Source organism: Microbacterium sp. F2E (genome assembly GCF_020905435.1).
In the GTDB taxonomy this organism is placed as follows: domain Bacteria; phylum Actinomycetota; class Actinomycetes; order Actinomycetales; family Microbacteriaceae; genus Microbacterium; species Microbacterium lacticum.
Window position 1 is genome coordinate 117,515 of record NZ_JAJJIB010000008.1, and the last position, 17,047, is coordinate 134,561.

Annotated in this window: 13 protein-coding genes; 4 read left to right on the forward strand and 9 right to left on the reverse strand. The window is 70.1% G+C overall.

Going from position 1 to position 17,047, the window contains the following annotated elements; all coding sequences use genetic code 11:
• Positions 1 to 3 precede the first annotated feature (3 nt).
• Both LOK55_RS08210 and LOK55_RS08215 read right to left on the reverse strand, forming a co-directional pair.
• On the reverse strand, positions 4 to 1,512 hold the full coding sequence (locus tag LOK55_RS08210) for a CoA-acylating methylmalonate-semialdehyde dehydrogenase (RefSeq protein WP_141378604.1): 1,509 nt from the start codon (positions 1,510 to 1,512) through the stop codon (positions 4 to 6).
• Positions 1,509 to 2,453 (reverse strand): NAD(P)-dependent oxidoreductase, encoded by a 945-nt coding sequence (locus LOK55_RS08215; protein WP_141378602.1) that lies wholly within the window; start codon positions 2,451 to 2,453, stop codon positions 1,509 to 1,511. The genes LOK55_RS08210 and LOK55_RS08215 overlap by 4 nt, the downstream gene beginning before the upstream one ends.
• A gap of 198 nt (positions 2,454 to 2,651) precedes the next feature.
• On the opposite strand from LOK55_RS08215, the gene LOK55_RS08220 reads away from it, so the two are divergent.
• Both LOK55_RS08220 and LOK55_RS08225 read left to right on the forward strand, forming a co-directional pair.
• Positions 2,652 to 3,527 carry a LysR family transcriptional regulator gene (locus tag LOK55_RS08220; RefSeq protein WP_229934996.1) on the forward strand — a complete coding sequence of 292 codons (876 nt, stop codon included), beginning with the start codon at positions 2,652 to 2,654 and terminating at the stop codon, positions 3,525 to 3,527.
• A complete protein-coding gene (locus LOK55_RS08225) occupies positions 3,524 to 4,255 on the forward strand; it encodes a glutamine amidotransferase (RefSeq protein ID WP_229934977.1) in 732 nt (243 codons plus the stop codon). The genes LOK55_RS08220 and LOK55_RS08225 overlap by 4 nt, the downstream gene beginning before the upstream one ends.
• Before the next feature lie 28 nt (positions 4,256 to 4,283).
• Here the strand turns inward: LOK55_RS08225 and LOK55_RS08230 are convergent, their stop codons facing one another.
• From LOK55_RS08230 to LOK55_RS14255, 7 genes are all read right to left on the reverse strand, one after another.
• Positions 4,284 to 6,689 carry a glycogen/starch/alpha-glucan phosphorylase gene (locus tag LOK55_RS08230; protein ID WP_229934997.1) on the reverse strand — a complete coding sequence of 802 codons (2,406 nt, stop codon included), beginning with the start codon at positions 6,687 to 6,689 and terminating at the stop codon, positions 4,284 to 4,286.
• A gap of 327 nt (positions 6,690 to 7,016) precedes the next feature.
• Entirely contained in the window at positions 7,017 to 8,027 is a 1,011-nt protein-coding gene (locus LOK55_RS08235; RefSeq protein ID WP_229934978.1) for a YihY/virulence factor BrkB family protein, read from the reverse strand.
• 95 nt (positions 8,028 to 8,122) lie between these two features.
• On the reverse strand, positions 8,123 to 9,001 hold the full coding sequence (locus LOK55_RS08240; protein WP_229934979.1) for an A24 family peptidase: 879 nt from the start codon (positions 8,999 to 9,001) through the stop codon (positions 8,123 to 8,125).
• 447 nt (positions 9,002 to 9,448) lie between these two features.
• Positions 9,449 to 10,348 (reverse strand): hypothetical protein, encoded by a 900-nt coding sequence (locus tag LOK55_RS08245; RefSeq protein ID WP_229934980.1) that lies wholly within the window; start codon positions 10,346 to 10,348, stop codon positions 9,449 to 9,451.
• A 211-nt stretch (positions 10,349 to 10,559) separates the two neighbouring features.
• Complete coding sequence (gene adhE, locus LOK55_RS08250; protein ID WP_229934981.1) at positions 10,560 to 13,277, reverse strand: bifunctional acetaldehyde-CoA/alcohol dehydrogenase; 2,718 nt, start codon at positions 13,275 to 13,277, stop codon at positions 10,560 to 10,562.
• Positions 13,278 to 13,538: 261 nt separating this feature from the next.
• Positions 13,539 to 13,766 (reverse strand): TetR family transcriptional regulator C-terminal domain-containing protein, encoded by a 228-nt coding sequence (locus LOK55_RS14250; protein WP_308066652.1) that lies wholly within the window; start codon positions 13,764 to 13,766, stop codon positions 13,539 to 13,541.
• A complete protein-coding gene (locus LOK55_RS14255; protein WP_308066653.1) occupies positions 13,759 to 14,160 on the reverse strand; it encodes a TetR family transcriptional regulator in 402 nt (133 codons plus the stop codon). Before LOK55_RS14255 ends, LOK55_RS14250 begins: the two co-directional genes overlap by 8 nt.
• An 88-nt stretch (positions 14,161 to 14,248) precedes the next feature.
• Here LOK55_RS14255 and LOK55_RS08260 point away from each other — a divergent pair, with 88 nt between their 5' ends.
• Positions 14,249 to 15,295 (forward strand): agmatine/peptidylarginine deiminase, encoded by a 1,047-nt coding sequence (locus tag LOK55_RS08260; protein WP_229934982.1) that lies wholly within the window; start codon positions 14,249 to 14,251, stop codon positions 15,293 to 15,295.
• Positions 15,292 to 17,031, forward strand: a complete 1,740-nt coding sequence (locus tag LOK55_RS08265) for an amidase (RefSeq protein ID WP_229934983.1) — start codon at positions 15,292 to 15,294, stop codon at positions 17,029 to 17,031. Before LOK55_RS08260 ends, LOK55_RS08265 begins: the two co-directional genes overlap by 4 nt.
• Positions 17,032 to 17,047: the final 16 nt, after the last annotated feature.

The window sequence follows — 17,047 nt, forward strand, 5'->3', positions numbered from 1 at the left end:
TTCTCAGTGCGTGGGGAACCCGAGGCTGATCTGGCTCTCGCTCGGCTCGGGCCAGCGGGTGGTGACGACCTTGCGGCGCGTGTAGAACTGGAACGCCTCGGGTCCGTACATGTGCGTGTCGCCGAACAGCGAGTCCTTCCACCCGCCGAACGAGAACGCGCCGACCGGGACGGGGATCGGGACGTTGATCCCGACCATGCCGACCTCGATGTCGAACTCGAACTGACGCGCCGTCTTGCCGTCACGGGTGAAGACGGCGGTGCCGTTGGCATAGCGGTTGTCGTTGATGAGCGCGACGGCCTCGTCGTACGACCCGACCCGCACGACCGACAGCACGGGACCGAAGATCTCCTCGTCGTAGACCCGCATGCCCGGGGCGACCTCGTCGACGAGCGAGGGTCCGATGAAGAACCCGTCGCCGTCGACGGCGAGCTCGCGCCCGTCGACGACGACGCGCGCGCCCTCGGCTTCCGCCCCGGCGACGAAGCCCGTGACCCGCTCGAGCGCGTCGCGGGTGATGAGCGGGCCCATCTCGACGCCGGGCTCGGTGCCGTCGCCGACCGTGACCGCAGGCATCCGTTCGGCGATCTTCGCGACGAGCGCATCGGCGACGTCGCCGACCGCGACGACGACCGAGACCGCCATACAGCGCTCCCCCGCCGAGCCGTAACCGGCCGAGATCGCGGCGTCCGCCGCTGAATCCAGGTCGGCGTCCGGCATGACGATCATGTGGTTCTTCGCGCCGCCGAGCGCCTGCACGCGCTTGCCGTTCTCGGCCGCGCGCGTGTAGATGTACTTCGCGATCGGCGTCGACCCCACGAACGAGACGGCCCGGATGATCGGGTCGTCGAGGATCGCGTCGACGGCCTCCTTGTCGCCGTGCACGACGTTCAGGATGCCGGCGGGGAGCCCCGCCTCGGCGAACGCGTCGGCGATCCAGTTGGCCGCCGAGGGGTCGCGCTCGCTGGGCTTGAGGATCACGGCGTTGCCGGCGGCGATCGCCGTCGTCACCATCCAGAGCGGCACCATCGCGGGGAAGTTGAACGGCGTGATGCACGCGACGACCCCGATCGGCTGACGCACCTGGTGCACGTCGATACCGCCCGCGACCTGCTCGGAGTACTCGCCCTTCAGGTGATGCATGAGCGACGTGCAGAACTCCACGTTCTCGAGCCCGCGCGTGACCTCGCCGAGGGCGTCGGGCACGGTCTTGCCGTGCTCCGCGGTGATGATGCGGGCGAGCTCCTCGGCGCGCGAGGAGATGATCTCGCGCAGGCGGAACATCACCTGCTGGCGCTTGCCGAGGCCCGTCGCGCGCCACCCCCGCTGCGCGGCCTGCGCCGTGCGGGCCGCCTCCTGCACGAGGGCAGCGGATGCCAGGGCCACCTCGCCCGTCTGCGCGCCCGTCGCCGGGTTGAAGACGGCGCCGGTACGCCCGTCGGCGGCGACGCGTTCGCCTCCGATGACGTGCGGGATGGCGGTCAGGACGGGGGTGTCGATCGTGGTGCTCATGCGCGGGTTCCTTCGAGAGTGCGGTCGAGTGCGGGGTCGTAGCCGCGGAGCGTGCCGTCCGGCGAAGCCAGCTTCGCCACGAGCGTGCAGTCCTTGCCGCCGAGGCCCTCGTCGATGAGCTCGTCGAGCTGCGCGAGGGCGAGGCGGGCGGCGGGCAGGTTGACGCCGGTGGTGTCGCCGGCCTGGACGGCGAGTCCGCAGTCCTTGCGGGCCAGGTCGACGGAGAACGTCGGGTCGAAGTTGTTGTTGGCGGCCGACTTCTCGAGCACGCCCGGCACGGGGTACCAGGTGCGCAGCGGCCACGAGTCGCCCGACGAGACCCGCGCGACGTCCCAGAACGTCTTCGCGTCGAGGCCGAGCTGCTCGGCGAGCTGCGAGCCCTCCGACATCGCCATGACCCCGATGAAGAGCATCATGTTGTTGACGAGCTTCGCGGCGATCCCGGCGCCCGCCTCGCCGCAGGCGATGACATTGCCGGCCATCGGGTCGACGATCTCAGCGGCGCGGGCGACGTCGTCGGGCGCTCCCCCGAGCATGAAGGTCAGCGTGCCGGCTTCGGCGCCGGCGGTGCCGCCCGAGATCGGGGCATCCACGAAGGTGAGCCCGCGCGCCTCGGCCTCGCTGTGGCACCAGCGCGAGGTCTCGACGTCGACCGTCGAGGTGTCCATGAGCACCGTGGATGCCTCGGCGTGCGCGAAGATCCCGTCGTCGCCGCCGTAGACGGCGCTGACGTGCTCGGGCTTCGGCAGCGAGGTAAGGCACGCGTCGGCGCCGGCGAGCGCCGCGGCGACGGAGTCGACGACTTCGATGCCGTGAGCCCGGGCTGCGTCGGCCGCGGCGGGGTTGATCTCCACGCCGCGCACGGTGTGCCCGGCGGCGACCAGGTGCGCGGCCATGGGCACGCCCATCCGTCCGAGTCCGATGAAGGCGATGGTCGACATGGCTGCTGCTCCCTGCGTCGTCGAAGGTCGCCGCGCTCCTCAGCGAGTGCGGTCGCTCTCACTGTAGGCACGCCGGAGTGTGCAGATCAATGCACAGACCGCCGCGAAATTTGCACTACGACTGTGCGCTGGTGCACACTGGGCGGCATGTCCGCTCGGCCGTCCGACGCTCCCCCGGAGCTGCCCATCGAGGCGCTCATGACCTTCCTCTCGGTCGCGCGTCTCGGCCGCTACACCGCCGCCGGCGAGGTGCTCGGCGTCAACCACTCGACGGTGTCGCGGCGGATCGCGGCCCTCGAGACGGCGATGGGCGGCCGCGTGCTGGTGCGTACGGCCGGGGGCTGGGAAGTCACGGCGCTCGGGCGCCGCGCCGTCGCGGTCGCCGAGCGCATCGAGCGCTCGCTGCGCGAGCTCGTCGAGGGTGAGGGCGGCGACCTCGTGCACGGCATGGTGCGGGTGAGCGCGCCGGATGCCTTCACCTCGGTGTTTCTCGCGCCCGCGATGACGGCGCTCCGCGCCGAGCATCCGAGCCTGTCGGTCGAGCTCCTCTCGGCGACGCAGCGCGTGCGGCAGAACCGCTCGGGCGTCGACCTCGAGATCGTCGTCGGACGGCCGCAGGTGCTCCGCGCGTTCGCGACGCCGGTCTGCGCCTACGCGCTGCGGCTCTACGCGACGCCGGCGTACCTGGCCGACCACGGCGCCCCTGAGAGCGTGGCCGAGCTGTCGCGGCATCCCCTCGTCTACTACGTCGAGAGCTCGTTGCAGGTCGACGAGCTCGACCGGGCGCTGCAGGAGCTGCCGGGCTCACCCCCGTCGCTGCGGTCGACGAGCGTGTTCGCGCACGTCGAGGGCGCCGCGGCGGGCGCCGGCATCGGGCTGCTGCCCGACTTCCTCGGCGACGCCGACCCGCGCCTCGTGCGGGTGCTCGACGGCGCCTACGCGCATCCGCTCGCCTATTGGGCCGTCGCGCGCGACGAGGGGCCACGCAACCCCGCGGTCGCGGCGACCCTCGATGCCATCACGACATACATCGCGTCGGTGCAGAGCGCGCACACGACGGTGGATGCCTCGTGAAGCCGTTCCTGCTGCTCGCCACCCGCGCCGAAGATGTGCCGGCCGACGAGGAGTACGAGCTCTTCCTGCGGTACACGGGCCTGCGCGACGACCAGCTGGTGCGGCGACGGCTGGAGGCGGAGCCGCTCGGGCGGATCGACCTCGACGACTGGTCGGGCATCTTCGTCGGCGGCGGACCCTTCAACGCCTCCGATCCCGTCGAGGCGAAGTCGGCGGTGCAGCGGCGCGTCGAGGCGGAGATCTCGGGGCTGCTCGACGAGGTGATCGCGCGCGACGTCCCGTTCTTCGGCGCCTGCTACGGCATCGGCACGGTCGGCGCGCACGAGGGTGCGGTGATCGACGGCACATACCGTGAACCGATCAGCGTCGTCGAGGTGACCCGCACCGCAGCCGGCGCGGTCGACCCGCTCCTCGCGGAGCTGCCCGACACGTTCGCCGCCTTCGTCGGACACAAGGAGGCGATCACGGTGCTGCCGTCGTCGGCGACCCTGCTCGTGCGGGGCGAGACGTGCCCCGTCCAGATGTTCCGGGTCGGGCAGAACGTGTATGCGACGCAGTTCCACCCCGAGCTCGACGTCGAGGGCATCTCGACCCGCATCCGGGCGTACGCGGGTCACGGCTACTTCGCCCCGGGCGAGCTCGACCTGACCCTCGACGCGGTGCGGCGCCTGCCGGTCACCCACACCGGCACGATCCTCGCCGCCTTCACCCGCCGCTACGCCCGCTGACCGGGCGCGCGCGCCTCGCCGAGAGACCTCAGAGCACGGGCGGGGTGTGCCAGATGCGGTCGATGTAGTCGCGGATCGCCCGGTCGGACGAGAAGAACCCGCACCGGGCAACGTTGAGGATGGCCGAGCGCGTCCAGGCATCCTGGTCGGCATAGGCGGCGTCGACCTTCGCCTGCTCGGCGATGTACGACGAGTAGTCGGCCAGCACCATGAACCGGTCGTCGTAGAGCAGGTTCGACACGATCGGCTCGAACACGCTCTTGTCGCCACCCGAGAACGCCCCCGACGCGATCAGGTCGATCGCGCGGCGCAGGTTCTCGTCGGCCTGGTAGAACTCCGCGGGCTTGTACCCGCGCGCCCACAGCGCCTCGACCTCGGGCTCGCTCATGCCGAACAGGAAGAAGTTCTCGTCGCCGACGAGCTCGCGGATCTCGACGTTCGCGCCGTCGTCGGTGCCGATCGTCAGCGCGCCGTTGAGCGCGAACTTCATGTTGCCGGTGCCGGATGCCTCTTTGCCGGCCAGCGAGATCTGCTCCGACAGGTCGGCCGCGGGGATCACCCGCTCGGCGAGGGTCACGTTGTAGTTCGGCGGGAACAGCACCTTCAGGCGACCCTCGACGCGCGGGTCGGCGTTGACGACCTCGCCGACGGCGTTGATCAGGTGGATGATGCGCTTGGCCATCACGTAGCCGGGCGCGGCCTTCGCACCGAAGATGAACGTGCGCGGCTGGATGTCCGACGCGGCGACCCGCCCCGACACGACCCGCTCGTACTCGGTGACGATGTGCAGCACCTTGAGCATCTGCCGCTTGTACTCGTGCAGCCGCTTGACCATGACGTCGAGCAGGTGCCCGTCGCTGATCTCGAAGCCGTCGCGGGCGCGCAGCACCCGGTCGAGGCGGCGCTTGTTCGCCGCCTTCACCTCGGCGAACGCCGCGCGGAAGTCGGGGTTCTCGGCGTACGTCTCGAGCTCGCGGAGCCGCTCGAGGTCGGTCGACCAGCCGGTGCCGATGGCCTCGGTGATGAGGTCGGACAGCCCCGGGTTCGCGAGCCGGATGAACCGCCGCGGCGTGATGCCGTTCGTCACGTTCGTGAACTTGCCCGGGTAGAACTCGTTGAAGTCGGGCAGCACCTTCTCGCGCAGCAGCTGCGAGTGCAGCTCGGCGACGCCGTTGACCTTCGAGCCCGCGACGGTCGCGAGGTAGGCCATGCGCACCGAGCGGTCGGGGAACTCGCTGATGATCGACATGTTGCGGATGCGCATCTCGTCGTCGCCGTAGCGCTCGCGCACCTCGTCGAGGAACTCCTCGTTGATGCGGTAGATGATCTCGAGGTGGCGCGGCAGCAGGCGCCCGAGCAGGTCGACCGACCACACCTCGAGGGCCTCGGGCAGCAGCGTGTGGCACGTGTAGGCGAAGCACTTCTGGGTGATCGCCCACGCGGCATCCCAGTCCATCTTCTTCTCGTCGACGAGCACGCGCATGAGCTCGGGCACGCCGATCACCGGGTGCGTGTCGTTCAGCTGGAAGATGATCCGGTCGGGCAGGGTCGTGAGGTCGAAGTCCTCGGGCAGCTGCTCGAGGAAGTCGCCGATGGATGCCGCGACGAAGAAGTACTGCTGCTGCAGCCGCAGTTCCTTGCCCTGCGGGGTGGAGTCTTCGGGGTAGAGCACCTTGGAGATGTTCTCGGCGTAGGTCTGGGCGCGGACGGCCTCTTCGTAGTCGCCCGAGTTGAACACGCGCAGGTCGAACGAGTCGGTCGCCTTCGCGCTCCAGAGCCGCAGCGTGTTGACGCGGCCGTTCAGGTAGCCCGGCACCATGTAGTTGTAGGGCACCGCCTGCACGTGCCAGCCCGGCACCCAGCGCGTGCGCTCGGTGCCCTCGTCGTCGTAGGTCTCGGTGTGGCCGCCGAACGAGATGCGCCGCGACGCCTCGGGGTGCGGGAACTCCCAGGGCGAGCCGAGGGTGAGCCACGCGTCAGGCTGCTCGACCTGCTGGCCGTTTACGAACGTCTGGCGGAAGATGCCGTACTCGTAGCGGATGCCGTAGCCGACGTTCGGGACGCTGAGGGTCGCAAGCGAGTCGATGAAGCACGCCGCGAGGCGCCCGAGGCCGCCGTTGCCGAGGCCGGGCTCGACCTCCTGCGCGCGCAGAGCGTCGATGTCGATGCCGCACGCGGCCATCGCCTCGGTCGCGATCTCGGTGAGCCCCGACGCGAGCAGGTTGTTGTCGAGCTGACGGCCGAGCAGGTACTCGGCGGACAGGTACGCGACCCCCTTGGACTGCTTCTCCCGCAGGCGGCGCAGGTCTTCGAGCCAGCGCGCCATAAGGTAGTCGCGCACCGTGAGCGCCAACGCGAAGTAGCGGTCGGTGTCACTCGATGCCGAGAGGGCGACGCCCCGCTCGTAGTTGAGGTTGCGCAGGAACTGTCGCACGAATCCGTCGACGGAACTGGCGGGGCCGGCGACCGGGGCGAGGGCGAGCGGGTGCGAGGCGCCGAGCGGGTGCGGGACCGCGGTGGTGTCGGCGGTCTCGGTGGCCGCCGAGGTCTCGGCGTGGGTTTCGGGCGTCTCGCCGGCGGTGGGTGAGCTGTCGGATGTTGTCACGTAAACGAAGGTACACACTGGCGGCCGACGGTGTGACCGTACCCAGCCGGGAGAACTCGAGAATTTACACGGGCGTCACCGCGCTTCACCGTGCGGCCGCGGTGGGCGCCACTGTGGGCTGCGCTCGGCGTCGGTGCGCCGCCGCCGCCGTCGACGTCAGTGCGCGGCCGCGTTCGAGGCATCCCGCTCGTCGGCGAGGGCGTCGCGCGCCGTGGCGAGCTCGGTCGACGCGGTGACGACGGCATTCTCCGCCAGCTGCACGCGCCACTCGGCGAAGGTCTTCGCGCCGTAGCGCTCCCGCACGCGGTCGACGTCTTCGCGGACGAGCGTGTAGATGTACGAGCAGGCGATGAGAATCACCTGCGAGGAGAGGTTGATCCACAGAAGCAGCGCGATGAGGCTCGAAAAGGTCGCCAGCAGCGGGTTCGAGCTCGCGCCGCCGACGAACAGGCCGGACAGCTGCTGCAGCACGGTGAGACCCACCGCCCCGAGGAGCGACCCCGTCCAGAGGGCCTTGGCGGATGCCTTGACGCCCGACAGCACGCGGAAGACCATCGCGATCGCGACGGCGTCGAGGAGGAACGTCAGGACGATCGCGAGGAGGCGGCTGCCCCAGCTGATCAGCGGGTCGTGCGCGCCGAGGCCGAACCAGGCGGCGACGAGTCCGAGACCCGCGGTGCCGAGCATCGTCGCCACGGCCGAGACGAGCAGCGCTCCCCCGACGCCGATCGCGAGGGCGAGGTTCCGGAGCATCACGAGCCAGAACGGCACGTCGTCGGTGGCCTCGTCGCAGATCACGCGGATCGCGGTGCGAAGCGACCCGATCGCGCCGATCGCCGCGCCGATGAGACCGACGGTGGCGATGATCCCCGCGATAGAGAGACCTGCAGGAGCCTGGATCGCGTCGAGCTCGACGAGACCGTCGTCGCCCACGAGGCCCGGCACGGCGCGGTTCACCGCGTCGATGAGCGCCTGCCAGGCATCCGGGTTTCCGGCCAGCCACAGCGCGGCCGCCGAGAACCCGAGGAGGACGCCCGCGAAGATCGAGAACAGGGCGCGGTAGGTGACGGCGTCGGCGAGTATCGGGCCGCGCCGCTGGCTGTAGCGGAGGTAGGCGCGGACGGGGGTCAGCGAGAGTGCCTTGGCGATGACGCGGCCGATGTCCATGCACGCCAGGATAGGGGACCGCGCCGGGGTGGGGCGTGGGGTTGACAGGCGGCCTCGGCGCATGGCGGATGGGGTGAGCAGGGTAGCCGATCGGTTCAGGCCGCTGAGAGCAGACCTAGATACCCGCGGGATAGGGGCTCTCCCAGAACGATCCCGATCCACGCGCCGATGAGCATGAACGGGCCAAAGGGTATGGCGGTGGTGCGCGTGGCGCGCCGGGTGAGCATCAGCGCTATGCCTACGAACCCGCCGAGGAAGAAGGCGGCGAACACGCCGACGGCGACCGAGCCCCACCCGGTCCAGCCGAGCGCCGCACCGAGCACGCCTGCGAGCTTGACGTCTCCCCCACCCATGCCACCGGGGCGGATCGCCCGCAGCAACCAGTAAAACGCGAACAGCGTGACGCCAGCGATTGCGGCGCGAAGCAGGTTCTGCCACGGAGCCCCGAACAGGCACGCCGCGGTAAACAGCGTCGCGAGCACGATGTAGCTGGGCAGCACAATGGCGTTTGGCAGTCGGTGCGTATCGAGGTCGATGAGCGCGAGCGCGATCGAGATGGATGCCAGGTAGAGATACGCGACCACGACGAGCACCGCCGCAAACACCTTGAAACCTTCCGGGCGCTGGGCAGCCCCCGATCCTAGACCCAACGCAGCGAGCCGAGACGAGTAGATCCCGAGCCACACGACCGCGACGAAAACCGCACTCGTGGCGAGTTCGATGAGGGGGTGCCGCGCCGAGATCCGCGCGCCACACTTTGCGCATCGCGTGCGCAATGCGGGCCTCAGCCTCGACACGAGGGGAACACTCTGCTCAAGCGTCGCGGGGGCCTTGCAGGTCGCACACCGGCGCGGAACCGTCACCGCCACACCCGCGGAAACACGGTCCACCACCATGCCGAGAAACGACCCGGCGGCAAGACCGAGAACTGCCACGGCGGAGAGAACGAGCGCGATGAGCAGCGTCGCGTTCATCGGCGAAACTCCTCCATTACACGGGCACCGCACTGTGGAACCCAGGTTCGCGTGCGGAAACGGAGTGTTCAGAAGCGAGCTCTGCGCCGCGCCGCATGTCGATCGCCCCCCTGTGCGTGTCCCCAGCCTAGGTTCTCTGCCCGTCGCGAGCGCGACGCCTGTGGAGAACGCTCTTCGTTGGCGGTCAGTTCACGCGTCGAGCACCTCGAGCCACACCGCAATGACCCCGTCTACACCGATCCCCTCGGCCTCTCGCACGGCGCGCTTGAGCGGCAGCACGTAGCCCCGTTACCGGTGATTGAGTAGCCCGGCGAAGCCGGGCGTATCGAAACCACCCCAGAGACACGCATGCTCTCGATACACCCGCGGTTGCGCCGCGGGCACTCGATCACCGGGGAACAGACAGCTGCGCCGCGGCCTCTCGATCACGGCGAGAACAGGCCTGCGCTATGGCTGGATCAGCACCGGCGTCCCGGCGGGAAGCTGGGCGAGTCGGTCTGTCGCCGCGCCGTCGAGGTAGATGCACCCGAACGAGTTCGGGCCTGACCTCTCGCGGTAGTAGTGGAACGCCGTCACCGCGACCTCTCCCCCGTCGAAGCCGGCGAGCGTCGGCGACTGCACCCCGAGATACACCAGCGGATGCCCCATCGTGTACGTGAACTCGGGCACCACCCGCGTCAGCATCACGAACGTCCGCCCCGCGGGCGTCGGGGTCGACGGCGTTCCCCACGCGAAATCGCTCGCCACCCGCTCACGCCCCGCCGCCGTCACGATGTCGATCGTTCGCGCCTCGAGATGCACCTCGACGAACGACTCGGCACGCGTCAGTGTGACATCCGTCACCCGCAGCCAGCCGACCGCCTGCGCCGCGCTGCCCTCCGGCGGCAGCCCCTGCCGGCCCGCGAGCAGCACTTTCACCCAGTGCGTGTCGTGCACCACGACCGGCACGATCGTGCCGCCGTACGCCGCCTCGCGCGGCAGGTAGCCGATGGGCTGACCCGTCGGATCGGCGAAGATCGGCGCCGCCGACAGGGGCTGCGCCAGCTCGCCCGTCACCGCCCCGAACGGATCATCGTCGACCGGCAGCGCCGGATTGAGCGTCCACACATCGATCTGCGGCAGCGACGCCGTGTCGTACGAGGTCGTGTTCGCGGGCTCACCCGTCTCGACGGCCGGCGCGGTGGATGCCAGCGCTCCGCCCGACCCTACCGCGGTCGTCGCTCCCGCCGGCACAGCGGTACGGTCGCCGGTGGCCGTGGCATCCGGGCCGAGCGTCAGGGCCGCGATCACCAGCGCGACGCCGCCCACGGCGGCGAGCGCGGTCACGACCCACGGGGCTCTGCTCACGCTTCCATGGTGCCCGAATGGGGTCGTGAGCGCATGATCTCGATACACCCGCGGCTGCGCCGCGCGCACTCGATCGCCGGGGACGAGACCACCCCGCCGCGCGCCCGCGATCACCGGCATCGCACCCGCGGCCGACGCCCCGAACACGCCGGAGGGGACCGGGTATGCTCCCCCGGCCCCCTGATCACCCCGCGCGGCGGGGCGATGCGCGTCAGGCGTTCGTCTTGCGACGGGCGCCCTTCGCAGCCTTGACGGTCTTGACGGCGCCGGTGGCGGCGTCGCTGGCGACCTCGGCGCCCTTGCGGGCAGCGCGCACCTCATCGAACGAGGTGCCGTAGTAGGCCGCCTCCATGAGGGTCTCCATGTCGGCGATCATCGGCATGCGCGGGTTCGCCGGCGCGCACTGGTCGCCGTAGGCGGCCATCGCGAGGTCGTGCAGACCCGAGATGAACGTCGTCTCGTCGACACCCTGCGCCTGGAACGACCGCTCGATGCCGACCTTGTCGCGCAACTCCTCGACGGCCCGCGCGTAGCTCTCGACACCCTCTTCGGGAGTCGAGGCCGGCAGACCCAGGTGCTTCGCGATCTCCTGGAACCGCTCGGGCGCGATGTAGCGCTCGTACTTCGGCCACGCGTTCAGCTTCGTCGGCACCTGGCCGTTGTAGCGGATCACGTGCGGCAGATACACCGCGTTCGTGCGGCCGTGCACCAGGTGGTACGTCGCACCGGTGACGTGCGCCATCGCGTGCACGATCCCGAGGAACGAGTTGCCGAACGCCATACCCGAGATGGATGCCGCGTTGTGCATCTTCTCGCGGGCCTTGATGTCGTCGGCATCCGTCGACCCGGGCTGCGCCTTCGCCGACCGCTCGATGTTCTCGAAGATCAGCTTGATGGCGTGCAGGCACAGGCCGTCGGTGTAGTCGTTCGCGTACACCGAGACGAACGCCTCGGTGGCGTGAGTCAGCGCGTCGAAGCCGGCATCGGCGACCAGGAATCCCGGCAGCACACGGGTGAACTCGGGGTCGATGATCGCGACCGACGGGGTCAGCGCGTAGTCGGCGAGCGGGTACTTCATGCCCGTCTCGTCATCGGTGATGACCGCGAAGGGAGTCATCTCGCTGCCGGTGCCCGACGTCGTCGGGATGCAGACGAGCTTCGCCAGCTTGCCGAGCTCGGGGAACTTGAACGCGCGCTTGCGCACGTCGAAGAACTTCTCGCGCATGTCGGAGAACTCGATCTCGGGGTGCTCGTAGAGCAGCCACATGACCTTCGAGGCATCCATCGGCGATCCACCGCCGAGCGCGACGATCGTGTCGGGCTGGAACTGGCGCATGAGCTCCGCGCCGGCCTTCACCTCCGAGACCTTGGGCTCGGGGCGCACCGTGTTGATCAGCTGCACCTGCACGCGGTTGTCGCGCCGGTTCAGCACGTCCATGATCTTGTCGACGTAGCCGAGCTTGGTCATCGTCTCGTCGGTGACGATCGTGACCCGCTCGACACCGCGCATGTCGCTGAGGTAGCGGATGGCGTTCGGCTCGAAGTAGGTCTTCGCGGGGATCTTGAACCACTGCAGGTTGTTGTTGCGACGACCGATGCGCTTGACGTTCAAGAGGTTCACCGCCGAGACGTTGTTGGAGACCGAGTTGTGACCGTACGAGCCGCAGCCGAGGGTCAGCGACGGCATGAAGGCGTTGTAGATGTCGCCGATGCCACCGAGCGCCGACGGGCTGTTCTCGATGATGCGGACGGCCTTGACGACCTTGCCAAACTCGGCGATGACGTCCTGGTCGTTCGAGTGGATGGCACCCGAGTGGCCGAGACCGTCGAAGTCGACCATCTGGCGGGCCAGATCGATGCCTTCGGCGGGGCTCGAGGCACGCAGCACCGCGAGGACGGGGGCGAGCTTCTCGCGCGTCAGGGGCTCCTGCGGACCGACGCCGGTGACGTCGGCGAGGATGATCGAGGTGTCCTCGGGAACGCTGAATCCGGCGTGCTCGGCGATCCACTGCGGGCTCTGGCCGACCACAGCGGGGTTGAGCTTCGCGCCGGCGCAGTTCTCACTGTCGGCGGTGACGCCGAAGATGAACTCCTCCAGCATCCGCTTCTCGTCGGCGTTGGCGCGGTAGGCGTGCAGGCGCGCGAACTCGGCGAGCGCCTCTTCGGCGATCGGCTCGTCGAGGATGACGGCCTGCTCGCTCGCACACACCATGCCCATGTCGAACGACTTCGACAGCACGATGTCGTTGACGGCGCGACCGACCTTGGCGGTGCGCTCGATGAAGGCGGGCACGTTGCCCGCGCCGACGCCCAGGGCCGGCTTGCCGCACGAGTAGGCGGCGCGCACCATGGCGTTGCCGCCGGTGGCGAGGATGAGCGCGACACCCGGGTGGTTCATGAGGGCGCCGGATGCCTCCATCGAGGGCTCCTCGATCCACTGGATGCAGTTCTCCGGGGCGCCGGCGGCGACGGCCGCGTCACGGACGATCTTCGCCGCGGCGACGGAGCAGTTCTGCGCCGACGGGTGGAAGCCGAAGATGATGGGGTTGCGGGTCTTCAGCGCGATGAGCGACTTGAAGATCGCGGTCGAGGTCGGGTTCGTGACCGGGGTCAGCGCGCAGATGACGCCCACCGGGTCGGCGATCTCGGTGATGCCGGTGATCTCGTCGTGGCTGATGACGCCGACGGTCTTCTGGTTGATGATCGAGTTCGTCACGTGCTCGCACGCGAACATGTTCTTCACGGCCTTGTCTTCGAACAGGCCTCGGTGGGTCTCTTCGACGGCCATCGTGGCCAGATCGCCGTGGTGGTGGAGGGCTGCGACCGACGCCTTCTTGACGATGTGGTCGACCTGCTCCTGGGTGAAAGATGCGTACTCTGCGAGCGCGGCTTGTGCGCCTTCGACCAGAGCATCGATCGAGGTGGACATGAGGGGTTCTCCTACCCGGCGCGGACGCGGTGTCCGCGTCATCGCTTTCCGGGTCCGAGGGCTCTCGGGCCTGTCTGGAATCCAGTATGACACATGTGGTCTGACCACACAAGAACCGTGCTCGCCGCGTTCGTGCTCGTCGGCGAGGCGCGTCTCGTCGGCGACGCCGTCGAGCAGCGGACGCTCGCGGCGTTCACCTGATCAGGTGCGCAGCCGCTCGGGCGCGGTCGATCAGGTGCGCAGCCGCTCGGGCGCGGTCGATCAGGTGCGCAGCCGCTCGGGCGCGATGCCCAGAAGGCCGGCGACCGCACGCTGGGCAAGCCCGCGCCGGTCGGGTTGCGCACCCCACCGGACGAGCGAATGCGCGTTGAGTCCGTCGATGATGGCGAGCAGATGCCAGGCGGTGGCGTCGGCATCGCCGGGGGCGAAGACCCCGGCATCCATCCCTCGGCCGACCTCGGCGGCGAGCACGCGCTGCCAGTCATCCATCTCGCTCCGCACGCGCGGCGAGCGTCTCGGCATGCGCGCCGAGGCCCCACGCCTGCACCCAGACGAGCGTGATGTCGGTGCGGGACCCGTCGAGGAGGGTCTCCAGCAGCACGCCGATGCGCGCGGCCGGATCGTCGACGGCGGCGATGAGGGCGGTGAGTTCGGCGAGCTCGGCGCTGACGAGGGCGCCGAAGGCGTCGGCGACGAGCGTCTCCATGCCGTCGGTGTAGTGCGCCACGAGTCCGGGGGCGACGCCGACGCGACGCGCGACCGCACGGAGCGTCACGGCGTCGAGCCCCTCCTCGAGCGCGATCTCCCGCGCGGCGGCGGCGAGCTCCGCACGCCGCTCCTCGGGCGTCTTCCGCACGCGACGGGCAGTTGACGTCTCGCTCATGGCTCGGTACGCTCCCACCTGTTGATCAGATGATCAATACGCTACCGCAGGTCCCGGACGATCTGCCACTGGCAGCAGAGGAGATCCCATGGTCTGGCGCATGCCCGCTGAAACCGCGCCGCATGAGCGCATCTGGATGGCCTTCCCGGTGGAAGGCGTCACGCTCGGCGACACCGCAGCGCTCCGCGAGGAGGGGTACGCCGCGTGGACGGCGGTGGCGACCGCCGTTGCCGCGCGCACACCTGTCGCGATCCTCGTCGACCCGACCGAGGTCGCCCGCGCGAGGCGCATGCTCCCCGGCGAGGTCGAGATCGTCGAAGCGCCCGTCGACGAGTACTGGATGCGCGACCACGGCCCTACGTTCGTCGTCGACGACGAGACGGGCCGCCTCGGCGCCGTGGATTGGATCTTCAACGGCTGGGGAGCGCCCGAGTGGGCGCAGTGGCAGAAGTCTGCCGGCCACGCCCGGCTCATCGCGGACGCAGTCGGTGCCGAGATCGTGCCGTCGCTGCTCGTGAACGAAGGCGGTGGCATCCACGTCGACGGCGAGGGCACCGTCCTTCTCACCGAGACCGTGCAGCTCGACCCGCGGCGCAACCGCTACGCGGACCGCGCGCGCGTCGAGGCGGAGATGGCCCGCACGCTCGGTGCGACGACGGCGATCTGGCTGCCGCGCGGCCTCACCCGGGACTACGACGAGTTCGGCACGAACGGACACGTCGACATCGTCGCGACGCTCGCGTCCCCCGGCCGGCTGCTGCTGCACGATCAGCGCGACCCCGCCCACCCCGACCATGCGGTCACGCGCGAGCTGCGCGAGCTCCTCGCGGCGCAGACGGATGCCGCGGGCCGCCGCCTCGAGATCATCGATCTGCCGGCCCCGACGACCCTCCGCGACGACGAGGGCTTCGTCGACTGGAGCTACGTCAACCACCTCGTCACGAACGATGCCGTCATCGCCTGCGGTTTCGGCGAGCCTGCGGCGGATGCCGCGGCCGCCGACATCCTCGCCGGCGCCTACCCCGGCCGCGAGGTCGTGACCGTCGACGCACGACCGATCTTCGCGCGCGGCGGCGGCATCCATTGCATCACCCAGCAGCAGCCCCGCCTCCTCACCGCGGGGGACGCACGATGATCGACGTCGTCGAGGCCACGATCGCCGACCTGCGCGACGCGCTCGAGAGCGGACGCACGACCGCGGTCGACCTCGTCCGCGCCTACCTCGCCCGCATCGACGCCTACGACGCGCCGGGCACCGTCACTGCGCTGAACGCCGTCGTCGTGCGCAATCCCGACGCGCTCGCGGAGGCCGAAGCATCCGACGCGCGGCGCGCCGGCGGTCGCGTGCGCGGGCCGCTGGACGGCATCCCCTACACGGCGAAGAACTCCTACCTCGTCCGCGGCCTCACGGCGGCGGCGGGCTCCCCCGCGTTCGCCGATCTCGTCGCGCAGCGCGACGCGTTCACGATCGAACGGCTGCGCGCCGGCGGCGCTATCTGCCTCGGGCTCACGAACATGCCCCCGATGGCGAACGGCGGCATGCAGCGCGGTGTCTACGGCCGCGCCGAGAGCCCGTACAACGCGGACTACCTCGCCGCACCCTTCGGATCAGGGTCGTCGAACGGCTCGGGCACCGCCACTTCGGCGAGCTTCGCGGCGTTCGGGCTCGGCGAGGAGACGTGGTCGAGCGGACGCGGCCCTGCCTCGAACAGCGCCCTGTGCGCCTACACACCCTCGCGCGGTGTGATCTCGACGCGCGGCAACTGGCCCCTCGTGCCGACGATGGACGTCGTCGTGCCGCACACGCGGACGATGGCCGACCTGCTCGAAGTGCTCGACGTGATCGTCGCGCCCGACGCACAGACCCGCGGCGACTTCTGGCGTGCGCAGCCCTGGGTCGCGCTGCCGGAGGCCGCCGCCGAGCGACCTGCGTCGTATCCCGCGCTCGCGGGCGAGGCAAGCGTGCGTGGCCTGCGCCTCGGCGTCCCACGGATGTACATCAACGCCGACGACGCGCCGGACGGCGTCGGCATCGGCGGACCTACCGGCCGACGCATCCGCACGCGGGCGAGCATCGTCGCGCTGTGGGCACAGGCTCGCGACGACCTCGAAACCGCGGGCGCCGAGGTCGTCGAGGTCGACTTCCCGGTCGTGTCGAACTACGAGGGCGACCGCCCGAACACGCCCACGCTCGCAACCCGCGGCCTCGTCTCGCGCGAGTATCTGCGGCGCGAGATCGTGGACCTCTCGGCGTGGGCGTGGGAGGACTTCCTCGCGGCGAACGGCGACCCCGACCTTCACACCCTCGCCGGCGTCGACGGCGCGGGCATCTTCCCGCAGCCCGAGGGCGCGCTCCCCGACCGCTATACGGGCTTCGAGGACGACATCGCCGACTATCCCGCGTGGGTGCGCGCACACCCTGGCGCCGATCCGTGGCGCACGATGCCCGAACTCGCCGAGGGCCTCCGCGCACTCGAGGAGACCCGCCGCATCGACCTCGAGACCTGGATGGACGATCTCGGCCTCGACGCCGCCGTGTTCCCCGCGGTCGCCGACGTCGGCGAGGCGTCGATGGATGTCGATGAGGGTGCCGCTCAGCGCGGCTGGCGCAACGGCGTGTGGGTCGCGAACGGCAACCTCGCGATCCGTCACCTCGGCATCCCGACCGTAACCGTGCCGCTCGGCATGATGACTGACACGCGGATGCCCGTCGGCCTCACCTTCGCGGGGCGCGCCTACGACGACACCGCTCTGCTCGCGCTGGGTGCCGCGTTCGAGGCGCTCGGCGTGCGCCGACAGCCCCCGCCGCGAACGCCCGCGCTGGGCCGCGGGACCACGACCTCCACGATCCCCGAAGGAGACGAACGGTGACCCGTCCGAAAGACAC

What these genes read in the sequence shown, in the direction of transcription:
- LOK55_RS08210 (WP_141378604.1), bottom strand. Translation starts at nt 1,512, where the DNA reads ATGAGCACCACGATCGACACCCCCGTCCTGACCGCCATCCCGCACGTC.
- LOK55_RS08215 (WP_141378602.1), bottom strand. Translation starts at nt 2,453, where the DNA reads ATGTCGACCATCGCCTTCATCGGACTCGGACGGATGGGCGTGCCCATG.
- LOK55_RS08220 (WP_229934996.1), top strand. Translation starts at nt 2,652, where the DNA reads ATGACCTTCCTCTCGGTCGCGCGTCTCGGCCGCTACACCGCCGCCGGC.
- LOK55_RS08235 (WP_229934978.1), bottom strand. Translation starts at nt 8,027, where the DNA reads ATGGACATCGGCCGCGTCATCGCCAAGGCACTCTCGCTGACCCCCGTC.
- LOK55_RS08240 (WP_229934979.1), bottom strand. Translation starts at nt 9,001, where the DNA reads ATGAACGCGACGCTGCTCATCGCGCTCGTTCTCTCCGCCGTGGCAGTT.
- adhE (WP_229934981.1), bottom strand. Translation starts at nt 13,277, where the DNA reads ATGTCCACCTCGATCGATGCTCTGGTCGAAGGCGCACAAGCCGCGCTC.
- LOK55_RS14250 (WP_308066652.1), bottom strand. Translation starts at nt 13,766, where the DNA reads ATGGATGACTGGCAGCGCGTGCTCGCCGCCGAGGTCGGCCGAGGGATG.
- LOK55_RS14255 (WP_308066653.1), bottom strand. Translation starts at nt 14,160, where the DNA reads ATGAGCGAGACGTCAACTGCCCGTCGCGTGCGGAAGACGCCCGAGGAG.
- LOK55_RS08260 (WP_229934982.1), top strand. Translation starts at nt 14,249, where the DNA reads ATGGTCTGGCGCATGCCCGCTGAAACCGCGCCGCATGAGCGCATCTGG.
- LOK55_RS08265 (WP_229934983.1), top strand. Translation starts at nt 15,292, where the DNA reads ATGATCGACGTCGTCGAGGCCACGATCGCCGACCTGCGCGACGCGCTC.